Consider the following 25,789-nt stretch of genomic DNA (forward strand, 5'->3'; position numbering starts at 1 on the left):
AGTTGTATGGCAGAAGGTATCGAAAATACTCAGGAACAAAAAGTTATTCTCAAAAAGGCAAGGCCTGAACCGGCTTCGACGCCGGTAGCTCAGCCTCAGGTACAGCAAACTGCAGAGCAGAGACCGGTACGAACCATAAAGCGTAAGCTCAAGCCGGTGGCGCATCCCGCGTCGAATTCCGCCCCATCAAACACTGCAGGGAATCGACCTGCCGGTGAGCAGAAGCGGCGCCCTGTTGTATCTTCGACTCCTACGGATCATTCCGCTCAGCTGAAAAAAACGGCGGAGCATCCTGCGCAGGCTTCGGAACGAAAAAATTCAGGGTATGCACAGAATGAAGAAAACCGACGTGTACAAAAGCACAGCGGCGAACGCACAGAGCGCTATGATAAGAACCGGCATGAAAAACCGATACGGAGAGAGAGTGCCGAAACCCAATCTCAGACTCAACAGACGCAATCGGATAATAAAAATCAAATCCGTTCGCTGGATTTAAGCAGCAAACGCCCTGATAGGCGCGCGGGGAATCTCGCGGGCGGCTCAAAACCGGTTAGCCGTTTCGGTAACCAAGGGAATCGGCATAAGTCCGGTTTTGCAGGCGGACAGGGGCGAACGCAGCAAGATGGACGCGGTGAGAACAATCGCGGAGGCCGCATGGGCGGCTATTCGTCAGATAGACCGCGTACAGGCGGTTTCAATAAGCCCGGTTTCCAAGGCGGACAGAATAGAGGCGGCGGCGGTCGGCCGATGTCAAGCCCGATGCCGCTTGAAACCAACAAACAGAATACTAAAAAAGCGTTTAAGGGCAAAAAGACTTATTCACGCAAGGATCAGGAGAGCGAATTCTTTGAAGAGAAGCTACTGCAGCAAAAGAAGAAGGCTAAAGAAAAGGTAAGCGCCGTTCCTAAGAGCATCGAGATGATGGAATCCATTTCCGTTGCGGAGTTAGCTCGGAAGATGAACCTTAAAGCCTCTGAACTTATCGGCAAACTAATGGAAATGGGCATGATGGTAACGATGAATCAGTCCATTGATGCGGACACTGCAACCATCCTTGCTTCGGAATACGAATGCGATGTTAAAATCGTCAGCCTCTATGATGAAACCATTATCGAGACTGTGAGTGATGAAGATGCCGAGCTGCTGACGCGGCCGCCGGTTGTTACTATTATGGGACATGTAGACCACGGTAAGACCAAAACACTCGACGCTATCCGCAGTACCAATGTTACTGCACAGGAGTTCGGCGGCATTACTCAGCATATCGGCGCTTATATGGTGTCTACCCCCAAGGGAAATATCACCTTCCTCGATACGCCCGGCCATGAGGCATTTACGATGATGCGCGCGCGTGGCGCTGAGGTTACCGATATCGTCGTGTTGGTAGTCGCAGCCGATGACGGCGTTATGCCTCAGACGATTGAAGCGCTGAACCACGCAAAGGATGCAAAGGTTCCGATTATCGTTGCAATCAATAAGGTCGATAAACCGGAAGCGAACCCCGATAAGATAAAGACCCGCCTTGGTGAACTCGGCCTTGTTGCCGAAGAATGGGGTGGAGACACGATATACGTTCCTATTTCAGCCTTGCAGAAAAAAGGTATCGACGACCTGCTCGATGCAATTCTGTTGCAGGCGGAAGTGCTGGAGTTAAAGGCAAATTACGATTGCCGCGCGGAAGGAAAGGTTATTGAATCAAAGATCGATCACGGGCGCGGTGTTGTCGCAACGATTATCGTACAACGTGGAACGCTCCATACCGGCGATCCCTATGTGGCAGGTGTGTATTCGGGGCGTGTCCGCGCTATCTTTAACGACAAAGGCGAAAAGATTGACGAAGCGACACCGAGTATGCCGGTAGAGATTTTAGGACTTGAAGGAATGCCCAATGCAGGGGATCCTTTCCAAGTAACCGAATCTGAGCGTATGGCTCGTCAGATTTCGTTAAAACGGCAGGAGCTCAAGCGGTTTGAAGACTCTCGCAATGTGAAGAAGGTAACGCTCGATAATCTGTATGAAACGATTACCGACGGCGAAGTCCTTGAACTCAAAGTAATTATCAAAGGTGATGTGCAGGGTTCGGTAGAGGCCTTAAAGCAGTCGCTTGAAAAGCTGTCTACCAAAGAAATACGCTTGAATGTTATCCATGCTTCTGCCGGCGCTATCAATGACTCCGATGTTATGCTTGCCGCAGCGGATTCCAATGCGATTATTATCGGCTTCAATGTCCGCCCCACATCACAGGCAAAGGCGCTTGCAGAGCAGGAAAAAGTCGATATCCGCAAGTATAACGTTATCTATAAAGCCGTTGAAGAAATTCAACAGGCTATGGAAGGAATGCTCAGTCCCGATATTAAAGAAAACGTTATCGGTATGGCTGAAATCCGCAGCGTCATTAAGGTACCTAAGGTCGGTAATATCGCCGGTTCTTACGTGCTTGAAGGTACGGTAAAACGGAGCAGTACGGTTCATCTTATCAGGGACGGTATTGTGGTGTTCTCAGGTAAGCTTGCGTCCTTGCGCCGGTTTAAGGATGACGTCAAAGAAGTGGCTGCAGGTTACGAATGCGGTATTGCGCTTGAGAACTTCAACGATATAAAGGTCGGCGACCAGCTTGAGATTATCGAAACCGTTGAGGTGGCACGCAAGTTGGCGGATACGCAGCATTATGAAGCGCCCGAAGCCCATACCGGCGATCACGGAGAAGCAGCCGAATGAGTGAGTTCCGTTTGGATAAACTCGCAGAGCAAATCCGCGAGGAAATTTCTCAGCTGATTTTTTCGGGAAAGATAAAAGACCCGCGCGTTTCCAACTTTCTTTCGATAAACAGGGTGGAAGTGTCCGGCGATCTTGCGTATGCAAAGGTGTACGTTTCCAGCTTTATGGATGCGCACAAGACAAAGCAGGGTGTCAGGGGATTGGAAAACGCGGCGGGATTTATCCGCACGAACTTGGCAAAAAAACTGCATATCCATCAGTGTCCTCAGTTTACTTTTATCTATGACGAAAGCATCGAAGAAGGCTTTAATATGGTAAAAAAGCTTGAAGCCTTAGAAGCCGCGTCGGATTCCGGGAACAATGCCCAAGAGTGAACCTCAATTTATTATCCCCTTTGCAAAACCGTCCGGTATAACCAGTTTTACCTCCCTCTGGCAGGTAAAGCATGCGCTCGGCACTAAGAAAGTAGGGCACACCGGCACGCTCGACAGCTTTGCCGACGGTTTACTCGTATTGCTTTCGGGGAGATTAACCAAACTGGTGCCGTATATCACGGATTTCGATAAAACCTACCGCGTGCTGTTCTATTTTGGAAAAGAAACCGATACGCTTGACCCCGAAGGCACCGTCATCGCCGAAAAGCCGCTTCCGGTGTATGCCGACTTTATTGCGGCAATCAAGCAGCTGACCGGAACCATCGAGCAAGTGCCGCCTGTTTATTCGGCGGTAAAGCAGGCGGGGGAGCGACTTTCCGATAGAATACGGCGCGGAGAAGCGGTAACCGTTCCGCCTCGAACCGTTACCGTCTATAGCATCGATATTGAAGAAGTTTTTTATGCCCCGGACACTGATACGAGGGCTGAAAATTTCGGTGCGGATACAGGCGCCGACCATTCCGGCGATAATGTAGCCGCATTGAGTACGGTTCAAAAAGGATTAGGCGCCGAAAAATCCGAAGCGGTCGCAGTTCAAAAAGTCCTTGGCGCCGTGCTGTGCGTGCGCTGTTCCAAGGGGACGTATATCCGCTCATTGGTGCGGGATATTGCCCATCGATGCGGTTCTGCCGCGTATGTCTATGCGCTTCGAAGAACGGCAGTCGGGCCGTTTACCCTTGAACAGGCGGCAGGCTTTTCGGCGCTGCAGCCGTTCGGGAGCGCTGCGGTGAATGCGGCAGATGCGGATTCAACCCGCGCAGCGCCGAAATCCGTCTATGATAGAAGGGTAGGGCAGTGTGGAGCGTACGTGCCGGATTCGCCGCCTGCATCGTATTCGGTTACCGAAGAAGAGGTAAGGCAAGCTGCGCTACCTTTAAGCGAAGCGATTAGCCGTGCTATACATTTTCAGACGGCGGAACTTCAAGCAAAATATTATCCTGCATTTATGAACGGGAAGCCCATCAGTAGGCACTGGTTTACCGGTGCGCAGCCGCTTGCGGACGGCGGAACTATCGCAGTGTTTTACGAAGGACGTTGCGCAGGTTTGATCACAAAAAACGGCAACCGGTTTCATTATCAAATAGTATTTAACAGGGGCAGGGTAAACGCATCAGATGCGTAAATTGATTCGTGCGGTGTATATCACAAAGAATCTGATACGTTTACCCTGATAGGCTGGAGTGATGAAGATTATCTATTGGGATGATTTAATAAAAGAAGAAAACATATATCCGCAAGGTTCCGCTATTTCGATAGGCGGGTTTGACGGGCCGCACCGCGGGCACGAGCGTATCTTATCGGCGGTGTTGAAGGCTGCGCAGCGTAAGGGTATCCCCGCAGGAATCATCACTTTTTTCCGCTCTCCTCGGTCGGTTAAGGCAGGCAACATGTATACAGGCGATGTTTCTACACTGGAAATGAGGCTGCAAAAATTTGCCGAGCAAGGATTTAGCTTTACGGTGCTGATTGACTTTTCCGCTGATTTTGCTAGAATGAAAGGCGCTGTTTTTTTTGACATACTAATAAAAACTATCTGCATAAAATATCTTGCCGTTGGCAGTGATTTTACCTGCGGGTATCGCCACGATACGGGAGTAGGGGACTTACAGCGCCTTGCTCGTGAAAGGGGCTTTTGTTTTGATTCCATTGAACAGCTTTATTCGGCACGGCAGGTGCGTATCAGCTCAAGCGCGATACGGCAGGCCGTTGAACAAGCTGATTTTACCCTTGCAAAAGACCTTCTCGGGTATCCTTTTTTCTTAGATGTCGAAAAAATAGTCCAGCGGAGAGAGAACACTGTATGGTCTATCGAAAAGTCGGCGGTAACACAGATTCTCCCACAGAGCGGACAGTATTCAGCCTGCGCATATTTACGGTCGGGGGTGATTATTCCCGTACAGGTGAAAGTGACGGATACTTTGCTTGAAGTTTCCGAAGAGACCCCAGCGCCGGTTCCGTCCGCTGCAGCAGGAACATTGATACATAAATTGGAATTTATACGGAAGGAGTAAGAAATGGCACTTACAAAAGAAAACACTGCATCGATTGTTATGAAATTCGGTGCAAACGAAAAAGATACGGGCAATACCAGAGTTCAGATTGCCTTGCTGACCGATAGGATCCGCCAGCTCACCGAGCACTGCAAAATCAATAAAAAGGATAAGAGCAGTCAGCGGGGACTTTTGGTATTGGTAGGACAGCGTCGGCGCTTGCTGAAATACTACAAGCGTACCAACCTCGAAGGCTACCGTGCCCTCATTAAGGAATTAGGCTTACGTAAGTAAGATCAGGCTGCTTAACGCATATACGGGCTTTTTAAAATTTCACTTGAATTTTAGAGGCGCTTGCTATTGATTTAAGCAGCATAAGACGGTTACCTATCGGAAACGGATGGGTAGCCGTTTTTTATAAGTAGTTTGAGAAATTGTAATTAGTAGAAGGAAAGATTATGAGACAGAGAGTAACGTACAAGATCGGAAATGAAGAGTTAATTTTAGAGACAGGCCATCTGGCAAAACAGGCAAACGGCGCTATTTATGCGCAGTACGGCGGAACCGCAGTGTTGGCGACGGTGTGTGCGTCGTCTACGGCAGTTGAGGGACTCGACTATGTGCCGGTAACCGTCGATTATAACGAAAAATATTATGCAGCGGGAAAGATACCGGGCGGTTTTATTAAACGTGAAGGCCGTCCTAAGGATAAAGAGATTTTAGTTTCGCGGCTCATCGATCGTCCGATGCGGCCGTTGTTTGAAAAAGCTTTTGGGCGGGAAATTCAGATTGTACCGACCTGTATTTCCTCGGATATGACCAATCCGCCGGATATTTTAGCGGTTATTGCAAGTTCGGCTGCGGTTGTTATTTCCGATATTCCGTTTAACGGGCCGGTAGCGGGCGCCCGCGTAGCGTATCTCGACGGTGAGTTTGTGATAAATCCGACGTTCAGCCAGATTGAAAAGGCTGATATGGAAATCGTTGTCGCGGGTACCGCCGAGGGCATTACGATGGTTGAAGGCGGCGCTCACGAAGTTTCGGAAGAGGTGATGCTCAAGGCTTTGGAGAAGGCTCACGAGTTTATCAAAGCGATGTGTGCGCTGCAAAATGAGCTCCGTGCAGCGTGCGGAAAGGAAAAATTGCCGCTTGCACCGGTGAATGCAACACTTGCAAATAAAGATGCCATTTATGCAAAGGCGTATCCCGAACTTTCCAAAGCCTTATATACAAAGGGGAAGGTAGAGCGCCGCGAAGCCTGCGATGTTATCAGAAAGGCTTTAGCCGAAGAATACGCGGAGCAGCTCGCCGATGAAACACAGGCGAAGCTCTTTGCCGCTTTATTCGACGATATGGAATACCATATTTTGCGCGAAAACATACTGGAAAAAGGCTTGCGGGTTGACGGACGCGGCTTGGAAGATATCCGCCCCATTACCTGTGAAATCGGCGTACTGCCGCGCCCGCACGGTTCCGCAGTGTTTACCCGCGGGGAAACGCAGTCGCTCGCCGTTGTTACGCTCGGTACCGTGTTTGACGAACAAGTCTATGACGATATCGAAGGTGACCGCCGTGAGAACTTCATCCTGCATTATAACTTCCCGCCCTATTCGGTCGGTGAGGTGGGACGGCTTGGAACCGGACGCCGCGAAATCGGGCACGGGCACCTTGCGCACCGCTCGCTGATGCCGATGATTCCGTCCAGAGAAGCGTTCCCGTATACCATCCGTGTCGTTTCCGAGATACTTGAATCCAACGGTTCTTCGTCAATGGCAACCGTGTGCGGCGGTACGCTTTCGCTGCTGCACGCCGGCGTCCCGATGAAAAAACCGGTAGCCGGTATCGCAATGGGACTCATCACCGACGGAAGCCGCTTTGCGGTACTCTCCGATATTCTGGGAGAAGAAGACCACCTCGGCGATATGGACTTTAAAGTTGCCGGTACTGCAGAAGGTATCACCGGCTTCCAGATGGATATTAAAATCGCCGGCGTTTCCGCTGAGATTATGAAAAAAGCGCTCGAGCAGGCAAAAAAAGGCCGACTCCATATCCTCGGCATTATGAACCAAACTATTTCCAAACCGTCCGAGCAGGTGTCCAAGTATGCGCCGCGGATTGAAACGCTCAAGATTCCGGTTGATAAGATCGGAGCGCTCATCGGACCGGGCGGAAAAATTATCAAGGCGTTGTCCGAACAATACCATGTAACAATCAATACCGAGAACGACGGTACGGTTACCATCTACGGGCGTGATTCTTCATCCGCACTCGGCGCCAAGGCTGCGGTTACCGGCATCGTGGAAGATCCTGAGGTCGGCAGAATTTATGAAGGTACCGTTAAGTGCATCAAGGATTTCGGCGCCTTTATCGAAATTCTGCCCGGCAAAGAAGGGCTTTGCCATATTTCCAAACTGTCGCGCAGCCGCATCGAAAAAGTTTCCGATGTACTGCAGGAAGGACAAAAAGTACCCGTCAAGCTTTTGGAAATCGATAAGCTTGGCCGCTTAAATCTTTCGTATATCGACGCTTGCGAAGAACAGGAAAAAAACGCAAGCCGTTAAACGGCAGCTGTTCATTCGTTAGTAGAGGATAAATCGTGAGCATCGCTGATGGGGCAGTAAGGGTCTTTTCCATACTCAAGGATGGAGCCTTGCTGCCTGAATATCAAACATCCGGTTCCGCGGGTGCAGACTTACATGCATATTTGGCGGAACCGGTAACGCTGAACCCGATGGAACGTAAGCTCATCCCGACGGGGCTTTTTGTCGAACTACCTGTGGGCTATGAGCTGCAAGTGCGTCCGCGGTCAGGGCTTGCGTTAAAGTACGGCATTACGGTGCTCAATACACCCGGTACGGTTGATTCCGATTACCGCGGGGAGCTTTGTGTGCTGTTGGTAAACCTCGGTAGCGAACCCTTTACCGTCCGGAACGGCGACAGAATTGCGCAAGCCGTAGTTGCTCAAGCCGTACAGGTAACTTTCGTACAAACTGATGTGCTTTCAAAAACAGGCCGGGGTGCGGACGGGTACGGTTCCACCGGCATCGCGTAAATCGATACATTGGAGCTATTATAAAAAGAAAAATGCCTCTGCCGCCGTATTCGGAGCTATTAGCATTTTTACGTTTCGGAGATTGAAGAGAATATGAGGGGCATAAGACAAAAGCAGCTTTTTTTATATATTGCTAAAGAGATGCTGCTGTACTTTTTTGTCTGCTTTTTGTTTTTATTCTTTATCTTTTTTGTTAATAATATTCTGTTATTGGCGGAAGATGTTCTTTCAAAACAAGCTCCTTTTAAAGATGTGGCATTGCTGATGCTGTATTCGCTGCCTGCGGTTATCGCGAATGCAGCTCCCTTTGCCGCCTTGATCGGTACGCTTATGGGCATCGGTCGTTTCGTCAGTGATTTGGAATTTCTTTCTATGAATGCACTGGGGATTTCGCCCCGCTTTTTAATGTTACCGGTGTTGCTGGTCGGTTTGGTAGTTTCGATTGTTTCCTTTTTTACCAATGATGTGTTGCTGCCTGCCAGCGCCGTTAATTTTCGGCGTGTCTATTGGGATATTGCAACCTCAACCCCTGCGCTGGAGCTTGCTTCTTATTCCGTAAAGCGCAATCGTAATGCGGTTGTTGTAACGGGATTGATACAGGACGGAAAAATCCACAATCTTTTGATCGTTGATAAGAATGCGGATAAAGCATTCCGTATACTTGGTACACAGACTGCCGAGATTAAAAAGTCAGATGATCCGTCAATCGTGATGTCACTTAAAATGGCGCTGCCGCACCTTCTTATTTTAGATCCTTCGGATAAAAAAAAATACGATGCGGTGAACGGCGAAGCGGTAACCTACAATGTACTTGCAAAGAGTATTAAATCTTCTTATTTTAACACGATCGGGCCGTCCGAAATGTCCTCACTTGATCTCTATAAGGATATAAAAGAAAAACAAACGCAAAACGAAGATAATCGGACACTCAATCTGTATTGGATGGAATTTCATAAGAAATTTTCCATTCCTTTCGGCGCCTTCTTTTTTGTATTACTTGCCTTTGCCATCAGCAGCGCCGGTAAGGTACATAATCAAGGTGTCGGTTTTGTATTGGGGCTTTTAATAGCTGTTGCATATTGGGCGCTGTTTATGGGCGGGCAGACGCTCTGTTTACGGCTTGATTGGAACGGTACCACCGCCATGTGGGTACCCAATATTATGGTCTTTGCCGCATCCATTGTGTTGCTGGGGAAAAAATTATTCAGATGAAAATTCTTCAACGATATTTGCTGCAGCTCTTTTTTCCTGTCTTTGTGATAACGATTTTATTTTTTATTTTGCTCCTGCAGCTCGGCGATCTTTTTCTCAATTTACCACAGTATTTGCAAAACCAAGCACGCTTTGTTACACTGCTGCGGGTGATGTATTTATATTTACCCAAGTGTATATCGTTTGCAATGCCGCTTTCAGTGCTGTTTGCCAGTTCATATACAATGGGAAATATGTACGCAAAAAATGAACTCACCTCTATTTTTGCATCCGGTATGCCGCTCACCGTGTTGGTGGCTCCGCTTGTGCTGTGCGGATTTTTGTTATCGATAGGGATGTTTTATTTTGAGGATCGTATCTTAATTCACTTTCAGAAACAGAAAATTGCACTGGTAAATTCTATATTGGAACCTCAACAGAATTTGAATAGCAGTGATTTGGTTATTTTATCCGAGTCGGGGAAGGTTGTGTATTTTGCCGATTATTACGATGACACTCAAAAGGAATTGAGCAATGTGCTGATCGTGATGCGAACCGAAGCAGGCGATATTTCTACCGTTATAAAAGGTAATTCTGCACGGTGGCAGGACGATCATTGGGTGGTAACGGATAAATCAATCTATACCTTTACCGCCGACAATGAGGTTCTCTACCAAGATTCAATCGATGAAAAACTTTTTTCCGAACATCCCGAAACCTTTCAACGGAATATTACATCTATTGATGAGATGACCATTGCACAGGCAAAACTCTTTATCAATAATTTAAAAAAAATGGGGTTACCTTACCATGAATACCTTTCGCAATATTACCGGCGCTTTTCATTCCCATTTACAACGTTCATAGTTTTATTTTTTTCCGTTTCCATCGGCGGCCGCTTTAAAAAAAATATCCTACTGATGAGTTTGCTCTTTAGTTTAGCCCTTGCAGTTCTCTATTATGTTACCGAGATGATGACCATGCTTTTTGCAAAATGGGAGTATATTTCCCCGCTTGCAGGCGCATTTCTCCCTCTTTTAATTTTCACGTTTTTGAGCATCGCCATGCTGAGAATAGCGCGCACGTAAAAATCATACCTGCTAAACTTCCGTTTCAGAACTAAGCCCAAGAACAAAGGCGGGTTGGGGATGTCCCGAAAGTAACCAACTTTTGAGACATCCCCCCGATTCTGCATCGACCCCCGTCCGTCCATGGACGTACTGAAATGTGTTTCCCGTAAAAACCTTACGGTGAAACTTTTATTTCAGAACTAAACCCTAGAATCACGGCGGGTTCTTAGGGTAGAACCCTAAGCGGCTATTTTGAAAATAGGATGGGTTCTAGGGAAGGGAAGAAATCTTTTATCCGAAAAAAGTGTCTTCCCTTCCCTAATTGATTTTGAATTTAGCAACTTCTGCGACTAAACTTTCAATACTCCGCTTATTTTGCTGTGTAATGCCATTAACTTCCTGTACTGCATTGTTGATTTGTACGGCGCCGGAAGCCATTTCGTTCATACTGTCGGTAATAACGCGGGTAAGGTTATCCAGTTTTCGCATTTCTTCCGCAACGCCTTCGCTACCTTTTAGCATTTCAGCGGAACCTGCTTGAACCTCCAATGTTACCATATTGATGTTTTTGATAGCGGTAAGTATTTCTCTGCTGCCGTGTTCCTGTTCGCTCATTGCCGCAGTTAGGTGGTTACTCATCTCTTTGACCTGTTCAGCGAGGGTAAATATTGTATTGAATTTTCCTTCAACGATTTTGGAAGAATCAGAAAGCGTTTCAATTTCAGCCGATAGCATTTTAAGCGTTGTTGTTATTGTTTTTCCTTGAGCAGCTGAGTCTTCGGCAAGTTTGCGGATTTCATCTGCGACGACGGCGAAGCCCTTTCCTGCTTCCCCTGCGTGCGCGGCTTCGATGGCAGCATTCATTGCAAGTAAGTTCGTTTGCGATGCAATATGTTGAATAACACTTGAAGCTTCTATCAGAGACCCCGATTCTTCGGCAATCTTTTTGGTAACCGCATTGGATGTTATCAATGTGTGTTTTCCGTCTCCCGTAGCGCCGGTAAGACTTCTGATAGCTTCGTCGGTTTTACCGAGTGTTTGCCCGATTGATGTAATATTGGCAACCATTTGTTCTATCGATGAAGAAGATTGGGCAACACTCGCTGCCTGTGTTTCGATACTGCCGTTAAGCTGTCGAATAGTGCGTACAATTTCTTCGATAGTAGCTGCTGTTTCGGTAACACTTGCCGCTTGGCTAAGCGCTTGCTGTTTAACGCTTTCGATATTTGCATTTATTTGATGTACAGCGCTTGCCGTTTCGGTCATGTTGCTTGCAAGCTCTTCGCCGACACTTTGCATAACCTCTGAGCTATCTTCGACCGTTTTAACCGATGTACGGATCTTCTCTATTGTTTGATTAAAGTAATTGGAAAGATCCGTTATTTCATCATACCCTACGACCGGTAAGCGTACCGTTAAATCACCTTCTCCTTGCGCTATATCTTTTAACGCCTCCACTGCTGCCTTTATCGGCTTTACTATTTTATATGCAGTGATATACACGACAATAATTGCGAATATTAAGATTATAGCTGTAATGGTATATAGCAGTTTTTGCATAACCGTTATACTGCCTAAAAATTCATATATAGGAGCGGTAACGATAATCCGCCATCCGGTACTTGCAATTATTCCAAAAGCAGCTATTTGTTTTTCGCCGTCCCAATCATAGAACCCTACATCCGGTTCTGTAGATTGCAATGCTTTTTTTTCGAATGCTGCTATTTCGACAAAGGAAGGATCTTTTTTTGCTTTTTCCATGCTGTTTTCTTGGCTCTTGACGGCTTCAATGTCAGGGTCTCCGATGGTATTGCCGGAAAGGCCGATAACATAGCAGTCACCTGTTTCTCCAATTACAATATCGGATATCATTTTGGAAAGACCTGATGCATCTACCCGTGCATATAAAACACCGATAATGTTCTTTTCGTCATCATAAATCGGAACGGAGAAAAATGTGAAAAGGTCATTGGTTACCCGAGAAAACATCGGTTCCGTTACATAAGCTTTTCCATTGAGTGCAGATTGATAATATTCTCGATCGGCAACATTCGATTGTTTCCCATCGGTAAGCCATACATTTCCCTCCTTGTCGCAAATTCCGAATGCATTTATTTCAGAATTGTTGAATGCGAGTTCATTTGCAAGGATTGAAATCTTTTGTTCATACGAGATGTCTTTTCTCAGAGATTCTTGTCGTGCGATAGCGGTGAGGGTGGCAAAAAAAGTATTAATACGTTCATCTATCAGAGCAGCAGTGTCTTTCGCCTTTTCAGTAAGTTGGATGCGGACTTTTTCCAACAGCGCTTTTTTTGAAATAGTTGTTGCGGTAATTCCTAAAACAGAAATCGCAAGCAGCATGAGTAATCCAAATACACAGATAAGCTTACGTCGAATTGAAAAATATTTTCGGGGGGGGGGGGGGGATAATAATGGTTTCTTTCATTTGTGTCAAGCCTCTCTCAGATAAAGTTTTCCTAAATATCGATTTTTCGGCTATATATAATTTATATTGATATTTAAGAGGGGGTAATTATATCCGTAAATATACTCTTGTGCAAGAGAGTCGCCATTCTTTTTTAACCGTAAATATTGAGGGTATGCTATAAAGGGAGACTGTTTATAAAGAATGAAGAGTTTACGTTTCTTTCTTTTTTACGGCAATCTGATCGATTCGCTGTCCATGCATACTGAGTACCGTACAGATATAAGAGCCGGTGTCGATGCTGTCGCCCTGCCGGGGAATGGCGTCAAGATGGGCAAGCAGGTAGCCTGCAAGGGTGTAGTATTCTTCGGTAGGGGGGCGTTCAATATCATTTAAAAGTCCGAGCGCCTGTATTTCGTCAAGGCTCATCTGTGCGCTGACAATACTACTTCCGTCAGCCTGCGTATGCTGTTGCTGCTTGGTATTACCGGCTGCCTGAACGTTTCTATTAAACAAGCTTTCCAACAAACCTTCTTTGGTTATAAATCCCTCGATGCCGCCGTATTCGTCAATAACGCAGGCGGTATGTACGTTCTGCTCATTCAGTAATTCAAGCGTATGTTTGATGGTTTGCGATTCGGGAATGAACAACGGCTTCGTTAAAATCTTTTGTAGATTCGGCGGTGGTATTTCAAGCCTACTTTGCAAATAATCACGTGCACTGACAATGCCGATAACTGCATCGATTTTGCCTGCACATACCGGAAAATAGTCAAAATTCCTGTGCGTCTTTATCAACGTAAGGATATCCTGACTCTTATCCGTAATATCGATCCACACAATATCGGAGCGGTACGTCATACAGCTGCCGATTTTTTGCGTATATGCAGACGGATTCTTTTCTTTTGTCTGATATTGCGGCGGTAACGGAAGGTTCATACAATATGTGCAGCGCAAAAGATGCAGAGCATAATGTCCGGATCGTATCGACTATAAACTGAGATCGACGAGAGCCGCGGTGCGTGCCGTACCGGCATAGATGCTTTCTTTGTGTGCATACGGCCGTTTTAATGACGCTATTTGCTGCCGTAAACCGGTAATATGCGTTTGCAGAAGCTCGCGGTTTTTTTTATTTTGCGCCAAAACTCTTTTTTGTAAGTCATCCAAATCCGTTTTAAGATGAGGAATATCCGAATGTTCCGTATTCTTGCAGATATTGGTGTACATATATTCCAGCGGATCGATTACTTTTTGAATAGTAAATATTTCGGCAATAATGGACTCTTCCAGTTCTGTGTGCTGCAGGACAGCATCGGTATTTTCGGCGGAAATACTTTTTTCTTGTTTTTCCAATACTGTGAGGTATTCGCGGAATTTAAGCCGTTGCTGCTCCAACAGCGACCTAAACCGTTTGAGGACTGCAATCCGTTCGGCAATTTCGGAATCGTTAAGCGTAGCTGTATACATTATCTTATCCTGCTATATTGACACCGGAAGTGGCCGGTTTTATTTCTGTTGTAGCGGCGGCTGTAGAGTTTACAACCTGATGCCAAGCCTCGCGCAGTTCTTCCATCATATCGCGTACCGTTATAAGCGGCTGCGGCTCCTTTTGCATATTGGCCTGAAAAAGCTGTTGGTTGAAGAATGAATAAAGCGATAAAAGATTTTCCGCAATTTCTCCTCCTTCATCCATATTTAAGGATGCCATCAGCTCGGTGATAACGTCCTGCGCTTTTAAGATGTACTGGTGAATGCGCTCGATATTCTCCGCTTCGATTTTTCCGTCAGGCATGCCTTCAATGGCAAGGGTAATGTTTTTAATACCCTCATCATACAGCATAATAATCAGAGACCCCGGACTTGCCGTCTTTACACGTGTCTCTTTATATGCCGTTAAGGCTTGACTGTTATAACTCATTTTTAATCCCCCATGCGATCACGTGTTCCTTCTATCTTATCGGCAAAAGAACCGGTCTGTTGAGCTTCTGAATGAAGAATTTTCCGCTTTTTCTGCTGACTATGATGTACGGTAAGTACATTAGTTAAACATAAAACAAAAATTAATGGGTTATTCGGTTAAAAAGGGTAAGTATGCGGTTATAAGCGGATGAAGGGAGTCGAACCCTCGTCTCCAGCTTGGAAGGCTGGGGTAATAGCCGTTATACGACATCCGCAAAAATATGAAGCTATTATACCGGAAAACACCTGATATGTCAATCGGAATCTGAATTTTTGTTATACGGCAGGCTCCGGCTTTCGCCGAAACCTGCCGTATACGAGGCATCTTGAAAAAGTTTTTTCAAGATGCCTGCGTACTCATTTTTTACTCATAGCTGATTTCCATAAGATTTTCGTTGCCAAATTCTTTCGCACTCTCTTTGGTAAACGGGAATTGCAGAACCGGCATTGCTCCGAAACCGATATACTCATCGTTTATCTTCCATTTTACTGCAGAACCGTCTGTTGTTTTAAAGATGAGAAAATCTCCTTCATCCCGCATGCCGGGATTAATAAGTGTAGTATCAAGCGGTTTCGTACATCGTATTTTTGAAGTATCGAACCGCAGCTCTAACTTTTCTGCAGGGTTTTCCGTGTAGTCGAAGCGGAGCTCGGAAGCCTCCGCACCAACCCTATACCAGCGCAAATTTCCATCCCCGGTTTTTACAGGAGTGCCATTTACCGTCCATGAATCGGCCATCTTTCCGGCAGAAGGTTGAGCGATAAATATGAGCTCAGTATTCTCATCAACGGAACTTCCGCTAGCTACCAGTGTGCCGTGGGGAAGGGGATCCTGAGCAACGTCTTTCCAGCATTTCATTTTGCGAGAATCAAAGCGTATAACTGCTTGCGCCGCTGTTCTGAACGTATAGTCAATAGCGATAGCGCCGCCTTGTATATCATCAGCCCGTATGGTGTAATGAAACCATGGATCTGTTTCATGCTCTTTTTCGACATTGTTGACCTTCCACTTGTCAACCGTCTGTCCGGGAGGCGGCGTCGTGATAAAAAAGTATAACTGGTCATTTTCATGCACCGTGTCGCCTGTGTTAACAAAAGTATAGGTTCTCTGATTCCGGCATTTCATTTTGGAAGGATCAAAACTTATGGTTGCTTGAGCCGCCGGTTTTTCCGTATAGGCAATGCGAATACTACCGCCGCCTTGTACATCATCAGCCCGTACGGTGTACTGAAACCTTAGGTCTGTTTCATGCTCTTTTTCCACAGTGTTGACCTTCCACTTGTCAACCGTCTGTCCGGTAGGCGGCGTCGCGTCAAAGTATAACCGGTCATTTTCGTACACTGTGGTACCTGTAGTAATATCGCCTCCGCCATCTTTCTCGCAGGTCATTTTGGAGGGATCAAACTGTATGGTTCCATGCGCCACGGTGTTTATCGCACAGTCAACCTCTATAGAGCCGCTCGGCGCATCCGCAGTTTTCACCTTGTAATAAAAAGAGGGGCTTGATTGTCCACCCTGGTCCACGTCGTTGACCGTCCACTTTTCAACCGTCTGTCCCGTAGACAGCGTCGCAGTAAAGAAAAGCTCATCATTTTCATGCACTGTGTCGCCTGGGTTAATATCACCTCCGCCGTTTTTCCGACAGGTCATTTTGGAGGGAGCAAACTGAATAGTAATTTTCCATTGTGCGTAGAGCGTAATGTCCGCAGTAACGGTATCGGTTGCAAAGTTCCATGGTGTGGTACAAGTGTTTTCTTTATACCAACCGCCGAAGGTAAAAGAAGCCTTTACCGGATCAGCCGGTTTTTGAACTGTTTTACCGTGTTCTACCTCAAGCGGCGTTACCGCTGTGCCGCCTTGTGTGTCAAAGTTTACCGTGTATTTTTTTAAGGTAAACGTTACCGTTACCGTGCTGTCTTGCGTTACGGTGAGTGTTGCGGTTTTGTTATCTGATGCAGCCGTTGCACCCGTCCAGCCGGAAATATCATAGCCGGTATTCGGTGTAGCAGTAAATTCCATGACGGTTCCTTTTTCTATCTTTTTTTCTGAGTTAACGGGCGTACCGTTTGCGTCTTTTGCGCTTATCAAACCGCCTGCAGCCGGGCTGGCGTTATAATGAACGGTGCACAATTCCGTTGCCGGAGCGCCTTGTGCCTTAAATTTGACCGTTGCCGTTATATCTTTATCCGCCTTTACCGTAATCTCCGGCTCGGTCTTTTTTTCTTCATTAATCAATATATAATCAATTTCGTAGCCGGGATCCGCGGCGGCTGTAAAGGTAACATCCGTACCTTTTTTTACTGATGCTCCCGAGGTCAGGTTCGTATCGCCTGCTTTTGCCGTAAGCGTACCGTGCCCGCCTTTTACCGCAAATGTTACGGTAACGGTTGCAGGGGCAACAGCCGTCCATTTTGCATACAATGTAATATCCGCGGTAACGGTATCGGTTGCAAAGTTCCACGGCGTTGTACAAGCGCTTTCTTTATACCAGCCGCCGAAGGTAAACCCATCTTTTGCCGGATCAGCCGGTTGTGCAATCGTTTTACCCTGTCCTGCCTGAATCGGTGCTACCGCAGAGCCTCCCTGTGCGTCAAAGGTTACCGTATAAGTAACCGTATCCGCCGCCTTAAACTTCACGGTTACCGTTAAGTCTTTATCCGCCTTTACCGTAATACTCGTATCGGATTTTGTTTCTCCGTTAACACTCAAAGATTCAACGGCGTAGCCGGGATCCGCGGCGGCTGTAAAGGTAACATCCGTACCTTTTTTTACCTGTGCGCCCGACTTTAATTCCTTACCGTCTGCTTTTGCCGTAAGCGTACCGCCGGTTCCATCGCTTACCGTGAACATTACGGTAACGACAGGCGTCCATTTTGCATACAATGTAATATCCTTGGTAACGGTGTCGGTTGCAAAGTCCCACGGTGTTTTACACTCTTTTTCTTTATACCAGCCGCCGAAAGCAAAGGGAGCCTTTGCCGGATCATTCGGTTTTTGTACCGTTTTGCCCTGTTCTACCTTGGCTTGCGCTACCGCAGTGCCGCCTTGCGCGTCAAAGGTTACCGTATAAACTGTTGGCATAACAGGGCCTTTACAGCTAAGAAAAACGCCCAATCCCGACAGCATAAGGAGCAGGAGGGGAATGCCTCGTACCATACTTCGCATCTTCATAATGATACTCCTTTATCATTTGGAATAAACTTTCTTCCATTATGCCTTCCCCCCCCCCCTTAAGAAATCAAGTGTGCGATTCCCTTTTTAGCCTCTGATGCGGTATACTCTATCATTATGATTAAGGCATGTATTTTTGATTTGGATGGGACATTGACTAATACCGTTCGGACGCTTGCGTATTTTGTCAATGCGGAAACGGCGAAACACGGACTGCCCCCTGCACCGGTGGAACATTTTAAACAGTTTGCGGGAAACGGAGCGCGGACGCTTATCCACAGAGTATTGGCATACCACGGCGTTACGGATGCGGCGTTGGAAGACCGCATTTTGCAGGATTACAATGCAGCCTATGATGCCGATTTTTTACACCTTTGTACCGTATATGACGGCGTTGCCGATATGATTACAGCGCTGCGTAATCAAGGTGTCCAGCTGGCGGTTCTTTCGAATAAGCCGCAGCCGACTACGCAAAAAATCATCAAAGCTTTTTTTGATGCGGGGACTTTTTCCGCCGTTTTCGGTCAACGGGAAGGCGTTCCGCTTAAGCCGGATCCTGCCGGCGTGTTTGAGATTTTAGAGCTTTTACACCGCCAAAAACAGGAATGCCTCTACATCGGAGACACCTCCGTGGATATAAACACCGGAAAAAGCGCGGGGTTGGCTACTGTCGGCGTTCTGTGGGGTTTTCGAGACCGTGCCGAATTGGAAGGCGCCGGGGCAACGCATATTATCGCAAAGCCGTCGGAGCTGCTGCCGCTGGTAACCGCGTAAAGCGCTTGATTTAATGAGCTGATAATTAGTCTTTCTTTAAGAACAGTATGAGTGCAATCGTGCAGATAATGACATAACCGGCGATGCTGTAGCGGTCGGGGATTTCTTGGAACAGCAAAAAGCCGAATGCTGCGGCAAAGAGAATTTGCGTGTAGTCGAAAACGGCGATATTCTTTGCGGGGGCATAGGAGTATGCAGCGGTAACCGTAAACTGCCCGCCGGCCCCCGCAGCACCGGCGGCAAGCAGCCAGAAAAGCTGTTGCATGCTCATCGGTTCAAAGTTATAGATGAAAAAAGGCAGCAAAATCAGCATAGATCCCGCCGAAAAGAAAAATACCACAAACGGACCGTGTTCTTTGTGCGTTAAAAGATAGCGGACACAGGTATATGCGCCGCCTGCGCAGAGCCCTCCGAAACATGCCACGGAGGCGGCAAAGATATGACCCGATCCGGCAAAAGTCGGTTTAATAATTAAGAGGCTTGCGGCAAATGCACAGACCGCTGCAAGAAGTCGAGTAAACCGTATGCGCTCTTTCAGAAAGAGAAATGAAAAAAAAATAGTAAAAAACGGCGCGAGCTTTGCCAAAATGGAAGCGTCGGCGAGCGCTAAATGACTGACAGCATAAAAATTGGAAACCAATCCGGCAGTTCCCAATACGGTACGCAGTATCAAGAAGGGCAGATTTTTTTTCTGCGGCAGGGTAAACCGACGGGTTTGTATCAGAAAAAAGAGCGATGTACCGCAGGCAATGCTGTTCCTAAAAAACGCTTTTTGGATAGACGGCAAATCGCCGGAAAGCTTTGCGCATAAATTCATTACAGTAAAAAAGAAAGCCGAACAAATAATGCACAAAATCCCTTTTTGTGCGGAAGTCAATCGAATAGTCATAATATCGGTCTAAGTATAGCAGGAAGAATGACTGTAGACAACGCATAAAAAGCATCTTCATCCCTATTAATTCAAAATAATCTTATCCATTTTTGCATAAAAATACTGTTTCTTACTCTTTTTATTGCATATTTATACATAAAATACTTGACATTTTTTTCCGAAGAACTTACTATCAATGAAAGTTTTATTTTACGGAATCTTTAAAAGAGCCGACGTGAGATTTTAGAGGTTCCAAAACGTATGCACTATCGTTTTCGATGCGCATACGGTATCAAAAGGAGTTGAATATGAAAAAAAACATGCAAGCCGTTTTTGTTTTATTGGCTGCACTATTCTTGAGCGTATTCGTTGCAGGGTGCAGCAAAAAAGCGGAAACAAAGCCGGAGAAAGCTGAGTCGGGGGCTAACGGTAAGACCGCCTCGTACCATATCGGTATTGTAACGGGAACCGTCTCTCAATCGGAAGATGATCTTCGCGGCGCCGAAAAACTGATCGAAATGTACGGTTCCGCTAAAACCGGCGGTATGATTCAGCATATCACCTATCCTGATGACTTTATGTCTCAACAGGAAACGACCATCACGCAGATTGCCGCCCTCGCCGATGATCCGATGATGAAAGCGATTATCGTCAACCAAGGAATTCCCGGTACGGCAGAGGCGTTTAAACGCGTGCGGGAAAAACGTCCCGACATATTGCTGTTTGCCGGAGAGCCGCACGAAGACCCGCTTGTTATTCAAGCGGCTGCCGATATGGCGATAAGCAATGACTTCGTGTCCCGCGGATATACGATTATTTGGGCAGCGAAAGAACTCGGTGCAAAGACATTCGTGCATATTTCTTTCCCGCGGCACATGTCGTATGAAACGCTCGGTCTCCGCCGCCAAATCATGGAAGCTGCATGTAACGATATCGGGTTGAAATTTGTATTTGAAACCGCCCCCGACCCGACCAGCGATGTCGGCGTTGCGGGCGCACAGCAATTTATTCTGGAAAAGGTTCCGCAGTGGGTTGAAAAATACGGTAAAGAAACTGCGTTCTTCTGTACGAACGATGCGCATACGGAGCCGCTCTTAAAGCAACTTTTACAGTACGGGGGTATCTTTGTTGAAGCAGACCTTCCGTCCCCGTTAATGGGCTATCCGGGAGCGCTCGGTATCGACCTTACCGAACAGGCGGGCGACTTCGGAGCCATTTTAACGAAGGTAGAGCAGTCCGTTATCGATAAGGGCGGTGCAGGCCGGTTCGGTACATGGGCATACTCATACGGTTTTACCGTCAGCGCAGGTTTGGGAGAATACGCCCGCCGCATCATCGACGGCGAAGCGGAGAAAGGCAGCCTTACCGATCTCTCGAAAGCGTTGGGTGTCTTTACCCCCAATGCACGGTGGAAGAGCGCATACTACACTGATGCCAATACCGGTGTCCGCGCAAAGAACCAAGCATTAGTATTTATGGATACCTACATCCTCGGAAAAGGCTTTTTGTCGACAACCGAGCAAGAGGTACCGCAGAAGTACTTAAATATGAAATTTAATAAATAAACCTGTTCGGAAACTTCCGTTTCTGAACAGGTTACCTTGAAATGCGATATTCTAAATCGTAAGTTTATTTTCAGCCGCTGAAATAGCGCGGCTGAAAAACACGTCGAGTTTGCTTCGCAAACATCGCGTATTAACGTATGCGCGTTCCGCACATCAATGCAGCAGTTTCCAAAGTTCACACTTTGTTCAACTGTTGCATTTTAGGGTACTATTTGTGCGATTTAGAACTCGTCAACCTATTCGAAAACGCAGTTATCGAATAGGTCTAATAATACGGACGGATTATTAAATTAAGGACTATTTAAAAAAAGCCTCCTCAGCACAACGGGTACATGGAAAGTTTTGAAGTGTACCCGTTTTTTTTGCTGAATGTTTGCTTAAATAGCGAAGGATTATAGAAACTTATGAATAATGATGAAGTTATCTTATCCATCGATCATATTACGAAGGAATTTTCAGGAACGCCCGTTTTGCAAGGTGTGAGTTTTGATGTCCATGCGGGAGAGGTGATCGGGCTGGTAGGAGAAAACGGAGCCGGAAAGACAACATTGATGAGTATTCTGTTCGGTATGCCGGTGATTGCCGAAACGGGCGGCTACGGCGGAACTATTCGGCTGCTGGGAAAAGAAGTTGTTTTCAAAACACCGTTCGATGCTCTCGGTGCAGGTGTCGGGATGGTACATCAGGAGTTCTCGCTGATTCCGGGTTTTTCTTCCGGCGAAAATATTATGTTGAACCGCGAGCTTGAACAGGAAAGCATTATCTCCGACCTCTTTGGACCGCGGCTTACGACATTAAACCGCAAAGCGATGCGCGAGCGGGCGCAGCAGCGGCTTAACCAACTCGGGGTTTCGATTAGTGCAAAGACGCTCATTTCCGAAATGCCGGTCGGGCATAAGCAGTTTACCGAAATCGCCCGCGAAATAGACCGCGATAATGTGCGGCTTTTGGTGTTGGATGAGCCGACTGCCGTCCTCACTGAATCGGAGGCGGAGGTTCTGCTCAAATCCATCAAGGCATTGGCGGAGAAGGGCATCGCGGTTATCTTTATTTCCCATCGCTTGCACGAAGTTATGGAAATTTGCGATCGGGTTGTTGTGCTGCGTGACGGTGTTTCAATCCAAGTCACGGAAACCGCAAAAACGGATATGCAGGCGATTGCGGCCGCGATGGTGGGAAGAAAGGTTGAAGGGCAGACGGCCGAAAGAACGGCGCGTCAGTTTGACGAAACCATCCTCGAGGTAAAACACCTGTGGGTGGATATGCCGGGAGAGCTGGTTGATGATGCAAGTTTCTCCGTTAAAAGGGGAGAGATATTCGGCATCGGCGGTTTGGCCGGGCAGGGAAAAATCGGTATTCCCAACGGTATTATGGGGCTGTTCCGTGCGGGCGGTGAGGTTATCTTTAAAGGCAAGCCGCTTGACATCAGCAAAACTTCAAAAGTGCTTTCGGAAGGGATTGCTTTTGTTTCCGAAGATCGGCGCGGCGTCGGTCTTTTACTGGATGAAAGTCTTGACTGGAATATCGCCTTTACCGCTATGCAGGCCAAGCATAAATACTTAAAAAAATATCTGGGCGGGTTAATCACCGTCCGCGACGAAAAAGCGATGAAGGCGCTCGCCGACGAGTATATCAAGATGTTGCAAATTAAATGCACCGGTTCCCAGCAAAAGGCGCGGGAGCTTTCCGGCGGTAATCAGCAAAAGTTGTGTTTGGCAAAAGCATTTTGTCTGGAGCCCGATTTGCTCTTTGTTGCGGAGCCGACGCGGGGTATTGATGTCGGCGCTAAAGCGCTGGTGTTGGAAGCAATCCGCACATTAAATAAAGAAAAAGGCGTTACCGTTGTGATGATTTCGAGTGAACTTGAAGAGCTGCGCTCTGCGTGCGACCGCATCGCTGTCGTATTTCAGGGCAAGGTTGCGCATATACTGCAGCCGTCCGAAGATCCGGCGGAGTTTGCACTTTATATGGCAGGAGTAAAATAGATGGAACAGTTAAAAAAACAGCTTGCGGCATTCGGATGGCCGCGCATTATCATTTTCTTGTTTTTATTGTCGCTGTTTATCGCGGCTCCTTTTGTCAATGTCAGTATCGGTGCATCCCTTTCGGATACGATAAACCGCTTCGGGATGAATGCCCTCTTGGTGCTTGCGATGGTGCCGATGGTGCAGGCAGGCTGCGGTCTTAACTTCGGGCTATCGCTCGGCGTTATCGGCGGACTGCTTGGTGCAACGCTCGCAATGGAACTGAACCTAACCGGATGGGCAGGCTTTTTTTCAGCCGTCTTATTCACGGTACTGATATGTGCGGTGATCGGCTATGCTTATGGTAAACTTTTGAATCTGATTAAAGGCGAAGAGATGACCATCGCTTTGTATGTCGGATTCGCTGCGGTTATGTTTATGTCGATTTTATGGCTGCTGTTGCCGTACACTAATCCGACGATGGTGTGGGGCTATGCGGGAAAAGGTTTGCGTACAACCATCACCCTCGAAGGATACTGGCTGAAAATACTGAATAATTTATGGGTGTTTAAAATCGGCGCATTCGTATTTCCGACCGGGCTTATTCTCTTTGTCTTTATCTGCTTTTTTATTATGAAGGTATTTATGAAGACACGGACGGGAACGGCGTTGACTGCGGTCGGGTCAAATCCTGAATTTGCGCGGGCGAGCGGCGTGAATATCGACCGAGCGCGGATTATCAGTACGGTGCTGTCTACCGTTATCGGCGGCGTCGGGATTTTGCTGTATCAGCAAAGTTTCGGCTTTATTCAGCTGTATCAGGCGCCGCTTTTTATGGCGTTCCCTGCGGTAGCGGCTATTCTGATCGGAGGCGCATCGGTCAATAAAGCCTCGATTTTAAATGTGATGCTGGGAACATTTCTGTTTCAAGGTATTTTAACAATGACTCCCTCCGTTATTAACAGTGTACTGCAAACCGATATGTCGGAGGTTATCCGTATTGTCCTGTCAAACGGTATGATCTTATATGCACTGACGCGGAAAACGCAGGCGGCGAGGTAGATTATGGTATCGTCTAATATGCTTAAAAAAAAGCGGGAACATTTTTCCGCGGTTGATTTTATTCTGGATAATTTGGTATCCATCATATTTTTGGTTATTTCGTTCCTTGCCATTCCCGTGTCGGGGTTATCGGCGCACCATATTATCGCCGAAATTTTAACGCGGATCGGCAGAAACTCCTTTTTGGTGTTTGCGCTCATCCTGCCGATTATGGCCGGAATGGGTATTAACTTCGGGATGGTACTCGGTGCGATGGCCGGGCAGATCGGCCTTATTTTTGCAATGGACTGGAGCATCGGCGGTATCTACGGGCTGGTGTTTGCAGCCGGTATCGGGATGCCGCTTTCCATTCTGCTTGGGATTGTTGCCGGCTCGGTACTGAACCGTGCCCGCGGGCGGGAAATGGTTACCAGTTATATCCTCGGGTTTTTCTTTAACGGGATTTATCAGTTCTTTGTGCTGTACATCCTCGGGTCGGTTATTCCGATGCACAATAAGGCGATTATGCTTTCCCGCGGCTACGGAGTGCGTAATACGCTTGAGTTGGCGCCCGTCCGGCAGACGCTCGATACGGCAATTCCGCTGACGATTGCAGGATTTAAAATTCCGATTCTTTCGTATCTGATTATCATTGCATTGTGTTTCTTTATCGTGTGGTTTAGAAAGACAAAGCTTGGACAGGATATGCGGGCAATCGGGCAGAATCAAGCGGTTTCGCTCGCCTCCGGTATTGCGGTTGAGCGGACACGGATTATTTCGATTGTTATTTCGACGGTGCTTGCCTGTATCGGACAGATTATCTTCTTGCAGAATATGGGAAACATGAGCACCTATAACGCGCATGATCAAACCGGATTCTTTGCTGCCGCAGCAATCCTCGTCGGAGGCGCTTCGGTGAATAAGGCAAGCATTAGAAACGTCTTTATCGGCATTATCTTGCTGCATTTTTTGTACATCGTTACGCCGATGGCGGGACAGCACCTCTTTGATTCTGCGATGATCGGCGAATACTTCAGACAGTTTTCCGGCTATGCGGCAATTGCGTTATCGCTTGTCATGCACGCGGCGCGTAATCAAAAGAATGCGGAAAAACAGCGGGCTGCGCTGCGGGCCGAAAGCGGGAGGGCATAATGATTCGAGTACGTTCAAAAAAAGGTCAGCGGCTGGTTAAAATAGGCTTGGTTGTTTTTTACTTGCTCATTATGGCGCTTATGTTTTTATTCGGTCGTTCTCATACCGTGCTGATAGACAACAACAGCGACCCGAACGGCGCATATAAAGCGATTGACGGTTGCTCTATTTCGTTTAATGGTGAAAAGCCGCTCGAGATGTTTAAGGGCGACCGCGATAAAATTATGCTGCGGGGTCAGACTCATCATGTAAAGGTTAGCTTTTTTAACGGGCAAGAAGATGTTACCGGTACTATCACCATTCCGTTGTTTGAAGATGCGGTGATGGTGTCTATTCCGGCTTTTACGAGAGGCGAGAATGCCGTCAGTCACTTTGAGCTGTATAAACCGGCGGAGGAGTAGAATCTTGGT

Annotated in this window: 21 protein-coding genes and 1 tRNA gene; 15 read left to right on the plus strand and 7 right to left on the minus strand. The window is 47.1% G+C overall.

The window, feature by feature from the left end; all coding sequences use genetic code 11:
* Nucleotides 1-6 precede the first annotated feature (6 nt).
* From infB to HGH47_RS03205, 9 genes are all read left to right on the plus strand, one after another.
* A complete protein-coding gene (gene infB / locus HGH47_RS03165) occupies nucleotides 7-2,718 on the plus strand; it encodes a translation initiation factor IF-2 (RefSeq protein ID WP_253675562.1) in 2,712 nt (903 codons plus the stop codon).
* Nucleotides 2,715-3,092 carry a 30S ribosome-binding factor RbfA gene (gene rbfA, locus HGH47_RS03170; protein WP_212565338.1) on the plus strand — a complete coding sequence of 126 codons (378 nt, stop codon included), beginning with the start codon at nucleotides 2,715-2,717 and terminating at the stop codon, nucleotides 3,090-3,092. Before infB ends, rbfA begins: the two co-directional genes overlap by 4 nt.
* Nucleotides 3,079-4,275: a tRNA pseudouridine(55) synthase TruB gene (gene truB, locus HGH47_RS03175; RefSeq protein ID WP_432910302.1), complete on the plus strand. Its 1,197-nt coding sequence runs from the start codon at nucleotides 3,079-3,081 to the stop codon at nucleotides 4,273-4,275. Before rbfA ends, truB begins: the two co-directional genes overlap by 14 nt.
* A 61-nt stretch (nucleotides 4,276-4,336) precedes the next feature.
* Entirely contained in the window at nucleotides 4,337-5,164 is an 828-nt protein-coding gene (locus tag HGH47_RS03180) for an FAD synthetase family protein (protein WP_432910305.1), read from the plus strand.
* 3 nt (nucleotides 5,165-5,167) lie between these two features.
* Nucleotides 5,168-5,437, plus strand: coding sequence for a 30S ribosomal protein S15 (gene rpsO / locus HGH47_RS03185; protein ID WP_212565330.1), 270 nt, complete (start codon nucleotides 5,168-5,170; stop codon nucleotides 5,435-5,437).
* 164 nt (nucleotides 5,438-5,601) lie between these two features.
* Nucleotides 5,602-7,704 carry a polyribonucleotide nucleotidyltransferase gene (gene pnp, locus HGH47_RS03190; RefSeq protein WP_253675558.1) on the plus strand — a complete coding sequence of 701 codons (2,103 nt, stop codon included), beginning with the start codon at nucleotides 5,602-5,604 and terminating at the stop codon, nucleotides 7,702-7,704.
* Nucleotides 7,705-7,739: 35 nt separating this feature from the next.
* A complete protein-coding gene (gene dut, locus HGH47_RS03195; RefSeq protein ID WP_253675557.1) occupies nucleotides 7,740-8,195 on the plus strand; it encodes a dUTP diphosphatase in 456 nt (151 codons plus the stop codon).
* A gap of 93 nt (nucleotides 8,196-8,288) precedes the next feature.
* Nucleotides 8,289-9,407: an LptF/LptG family permease gene (locus tag HGH47_RS03200; protein ID WP_432910310.1), complete on the plus strand. Its 1,119-nt coding sequence runs from the start codon at nucleotides 8,289-8,291 to the stop codon at nucleotides 9,405-9,407.
* On the plus strand, nucleotides 9,404-10,474 hold the full coding sequence (locus tag HGH47_RS03205; RefSeq protein WP_432910312.1) for an LptF/LptG family permease: 1,071 nt from the start codon (nucleotides 9,404-9,406) through the stop codon (nucleotides 10,472-10,474). The genes HGH47_RS03200 and HGH47_RS03205 overlap by 4 nt, the downstream gene beginning before the upstream one ends.
* 300 nt (nucleotides 10,475-10,774) lie before the next feature.
* On the opposite strand, the gene HGH47_RS03210 is transcribed toward HGH47_RS03205, so the two are convergent.
* The 6 genes from HGH47_RS03210 to HGH47_RS03235 form a co-directional block, all read right to left on the minus strand.
* Entirely contained in the window at nucleotides 10,775-12,817 is a 2,043-nt protein-coding gene (locus HGH47_RS03210; protein ID WP_432910315.1) for a methyl-accepting chemotaxis protein, read from the minus strand.
* A gap of 277 nt (nucleotides 12,818-13,094) precedes the next feature.
* A complete protein-coding gene (locus tag HGH47_RS03215) occupies nucleotides 13,095-13,820 on the minus strand; it encodes a transporter associated domain-containing protein (protein WP_432910317.1) in 726 nt (241 codons plus the stop codon).
* A gap of 51 nt (nucleotides 13,821-13,871) precedes the next feature.
* The gene (locus tag HGH47_RS03220; RefSeq protein ID WP_253675553.1) at nucleotides 13,872-14,348 is read right to left on the minus strand and encodes a flagellar biosynthesis protein FlgN; all 477 of its coding nucleotides are present in this window, start codon (nucleotides 14,346-14,348) and stop codon (nucleotides 13,872-13,874) included.
* 4 nt (nucleotides 14,349-14,352) lie between these two features.
* Nucleotides 14,353-14,799 carry a flagellar export chaperone FliS gene (gene fliS, locus HGH47_RS03225; RefSeq protein ID WP_253675552.1) on the minus strand — a complete coding sequence of 149 codons (447 nt, stop codon included), beginning with the start codon at nucleotides 14,797-14,799 and terminating at the stop codon, nucleotides 14,353-14,355.
* A 184-nt stretch (nucleotides 14,800-14,983) separates the two neighbouring features.
* Nucleotides 14,984-15,055, minus strand: a tRNA-Gly gene (locus HGH47_RS03230).
* A gap of 149 nt (nucleotides 15,056-15,204) precedes the next feature.
* Nucleotides 15,205-18,012: an InlB B-repeat-containing protein gene (locus tag HGH47_RS03235; protein ID WP_432910321.1), complete on the minus strand. Its 2,808-nt coding sequence runs from the start codon at nucleotides 18,010-18,012 to the stop codon at nucleotides 15,205-15,207.
* Nucleotides 18,013-18,129: 117 nt separating this feature from the next.
* On the opposite strand from HGH47_RS03235, the gene HGH47_RS03240 reads away from it, so the two are divergent.
* Nucleotides 18,130-18,786, plus strand: coding sequence for an HAD family hydrolase (locus HGH47_RS03240; protein ID WP_432910324.1), 657 nt, complete (start codon nucleotides 18,130-18,132; stop codon nucleotides 18,784-18,786).
* A gap of 25 nt (nucleotides 18,787-18,811) precedes the next feature.
* Here HGH47_RS03240 and HGH47_RS03245 read toward each other — a convergent pair whose 3' ends face one another.
* Entirely contained in the window at nucleotides 18,812-19,675 is an 864-nt protein-coding gene (locus tag HGH47_RS03245) for a DMT family transporter (RefSeq protein WP_432910326.1), read from the minus strand.
* 290 nt (nucleotides 19,676-19,965) lie between these two features.
* Between HGH47_RS03245 and HGH47_RS03250 the strand changes: the two genes are divergently transcribed.
* The 5 genes from HGH47_RS03250 to HGH47_RS03270 all read left to right on the plus strand — a co-directional run bounded on the left by HGH47_RS03250 (nucleotide 19,966) and on the right by HGH47_RS03270 (nucleotide 25,780).
* Nucleotides 19,966-21,222 (plus strand): DUF3798 domain-containing protein, encoded by a 1,257-nt coding sequence (locus tag HGH47_RS03250; RefSeq protein ID WP_253675547.1) that lies wholly within the window; start codon nucleotides 19,966-19,968, stop codon nucleotides 21,220-21,222.
* 404 nt (nucleotides 21,223-21,626) lie between these two features.
* Complete coding sequence (locus HGH47_RS03255; protein ID WP_432910330.1) at nucleotides 21,627-23,207, plus strand: sugar ABC transporter ATP-binding protein; 1,581 nt, start codon at nucleotides 21,627-21,629, stop codon at nucleotides 23,205-23,207.
* Nucleotides 23,208-24,248: an ABC transporter permease subunit gene (locus HGH47_RS03260; RefSeq protein WP_253675545.1), complete on the plus strand. Its 1,041-nt coding sequence runs from the start codon at nucleotides 23,208-23,210 to the stop codon at nucleotides 24,246-24,248.
* 3 nt (nucleotides 24,249-24,251) lie between these two features.
* A complete protein-coding gene (locus HGH47_RS03265; RefSeq protein WP_432910334.1) occupies nucleotides 24,252-25,379 on the plus strand; it encodes an ABC transporter permease subunit in 1,128 nt (375 codons plus the stop codon).
* A complete protein-coding gene (locus tag HGH47_RS03270; RefSeq protein ID WP_253675543.1) occupies nucleotides 25,379-25,780 on the plus strand; it encodes a DUF6672 family protein in 402 nt (133 codons plus the stop codon). Before HGH47_RS03265 ends, HGH47_RS03270 begins: the two co-directional genes overlap by 1 nt.
* Nucleotides 25,781-25,789: the final 9 nt, after the last annotated feature.

The sequence above is a fragment of the Treponema sp. OMZ 805 genome (genome assembly GCF_050937395.1).
Taxonomy (GTDB): Bacteria; Spirochaetota; Spirochaetia; order Treponematales; family Treponemataceae; genus Treponema.

Bases quoted from the DNA above. Each gene is read 5' to 3' on its own strand.
- infB (WP_253675562.1), top strand. From the start codon at position 7: ATGGCAGAAGGTATCGAAAATACTCAGGAACAAAAAGTTATTCTCAAA.
- rbfA (WP_212565338.1), top strand. From the start codon at position 2,715: ATGAGTGAGTTCCGTTTGGATAAACTCGCAGAGCAAATCCGCGAGGAA.
- truB (WP_432910302.1), top strand. From the start codon at position 3,079: ATGCCCAAGAGTGAACCTCAATTTATTATCCCCTTTGCAAAACCGTCC.
- HGH47_RS03180 (WP_432910305.1), top strand. From the start codon at position 4,337: ATGAAGATTATCTATTGGGATGATTTAATAAAAGAAGAAAACATATAT.
- rpsO (WP_212565330.1), top strand. From the start codon at position 5,168: ATGGCACTTACAAAAGAAAACACTGCATCGATTGTTATGAAATTCGGT.
- pnp (WP_253675558.1), top strand. From the start codon at position 5,602: ATGAGACAGAGAGTAACGTACAAGATCGGAAATGAAGAGTTAATTTTA.
- HGH47_RS03200 (WP_432910310.1), top strand. From the start codon at position 8,289: ATGAGGGGCATAAGACAAAAGCAGCTTTTTTTATATATTGCTAAAGAG.
- HGH47_RS03205 (WP_432910312.1), top strand. From the start codon at position 9,404: ATGAAAATTCTTCAACGATATTTGCTGCAGCTCTTTTTTCCTGTCTTT.
- HGH47_RS03210 (WP_432910315.1), bottom strand. From the start codon at position 12,817: ATGCTGCTTGCGATTTCTGTTTTAGGAATTACCGCAACAACTATTTCA.
- HGH47_RS03215 (WP_432910317.1), bottom strand. From the start codon at position 13,820: ATGAACCTTCCGTTACCGCCGCAATATCAGACAAAAGAAAAGAATCCG.
- HGH47_RS03220 (WP_253675553.1), bottom strand. From the start codon at position 14,348: ATGTATACAGCTACGCTTAACGATTCCGAAATTGCCGAACGGATTGCA.
- fliS (WP_253675552.1), bottom strand. From the start codon at position 14,799: ATGAGTTATAACAGTCAAGCCTTAACGGCATATAAAGAGACACGTGTA.
- HGH47_RS03235 (WP_432910321.1), bottom strand. From the start codon at position 18,012: ATGAAGATGCGAAGTATGGTACGAGGCATTCCCCTCCTGCTCCTTATG.
- HGH47_RS03240 (WP_432910324.1), top strand. From the start codon at position 18,130: ATGATTAAGGCATGTATTTTTGATTTGGATGGGACATTGACTAATACC.
- HGH47_RS03245 (WP_432910326.1), bottom strand. From the start codon at position 19,675: ATGACTATTCGATTGACTTCCGCACAAAAAGGGATTTTGTGCATTATT.
- HGH47_RS03250 (WP_253675547.1), top strand. From the start codon at position 19,966: ATGAAAAAAAACATGCAAGCCGTTTTTGTTTTATTGGCTGCACTATTC.
- HGH47_RS03255 (WP_432910330.1), top strand. From the start codon at position 21,627: ATGAATAATGATGAAGTTATCTTATCCATCGATCATATTACGAAGGAA.
- HGH47_RS03260 (WP_253675545.1), top strand. From the start codon at position 23,208: ATGGAACAGTTAAAAAAACAGCTTGCGGCATTCGGATGGCCGCGCATT.
- HGH47_RS03265 (WP_432910334.1), top strand. From the start codon at position 24,252: ATGGTATCGTCTAATATGCTTAAAAAAAAGCGGGAACATTTTTCCGCG.
- HGH47_RS03270 (WP_253675543.1), top strand. From the start codon at position 25,379: ATGATTCGAGTACGTTCAAAAAAAGGTCAGCGGCTGGTTAAAATAGGC.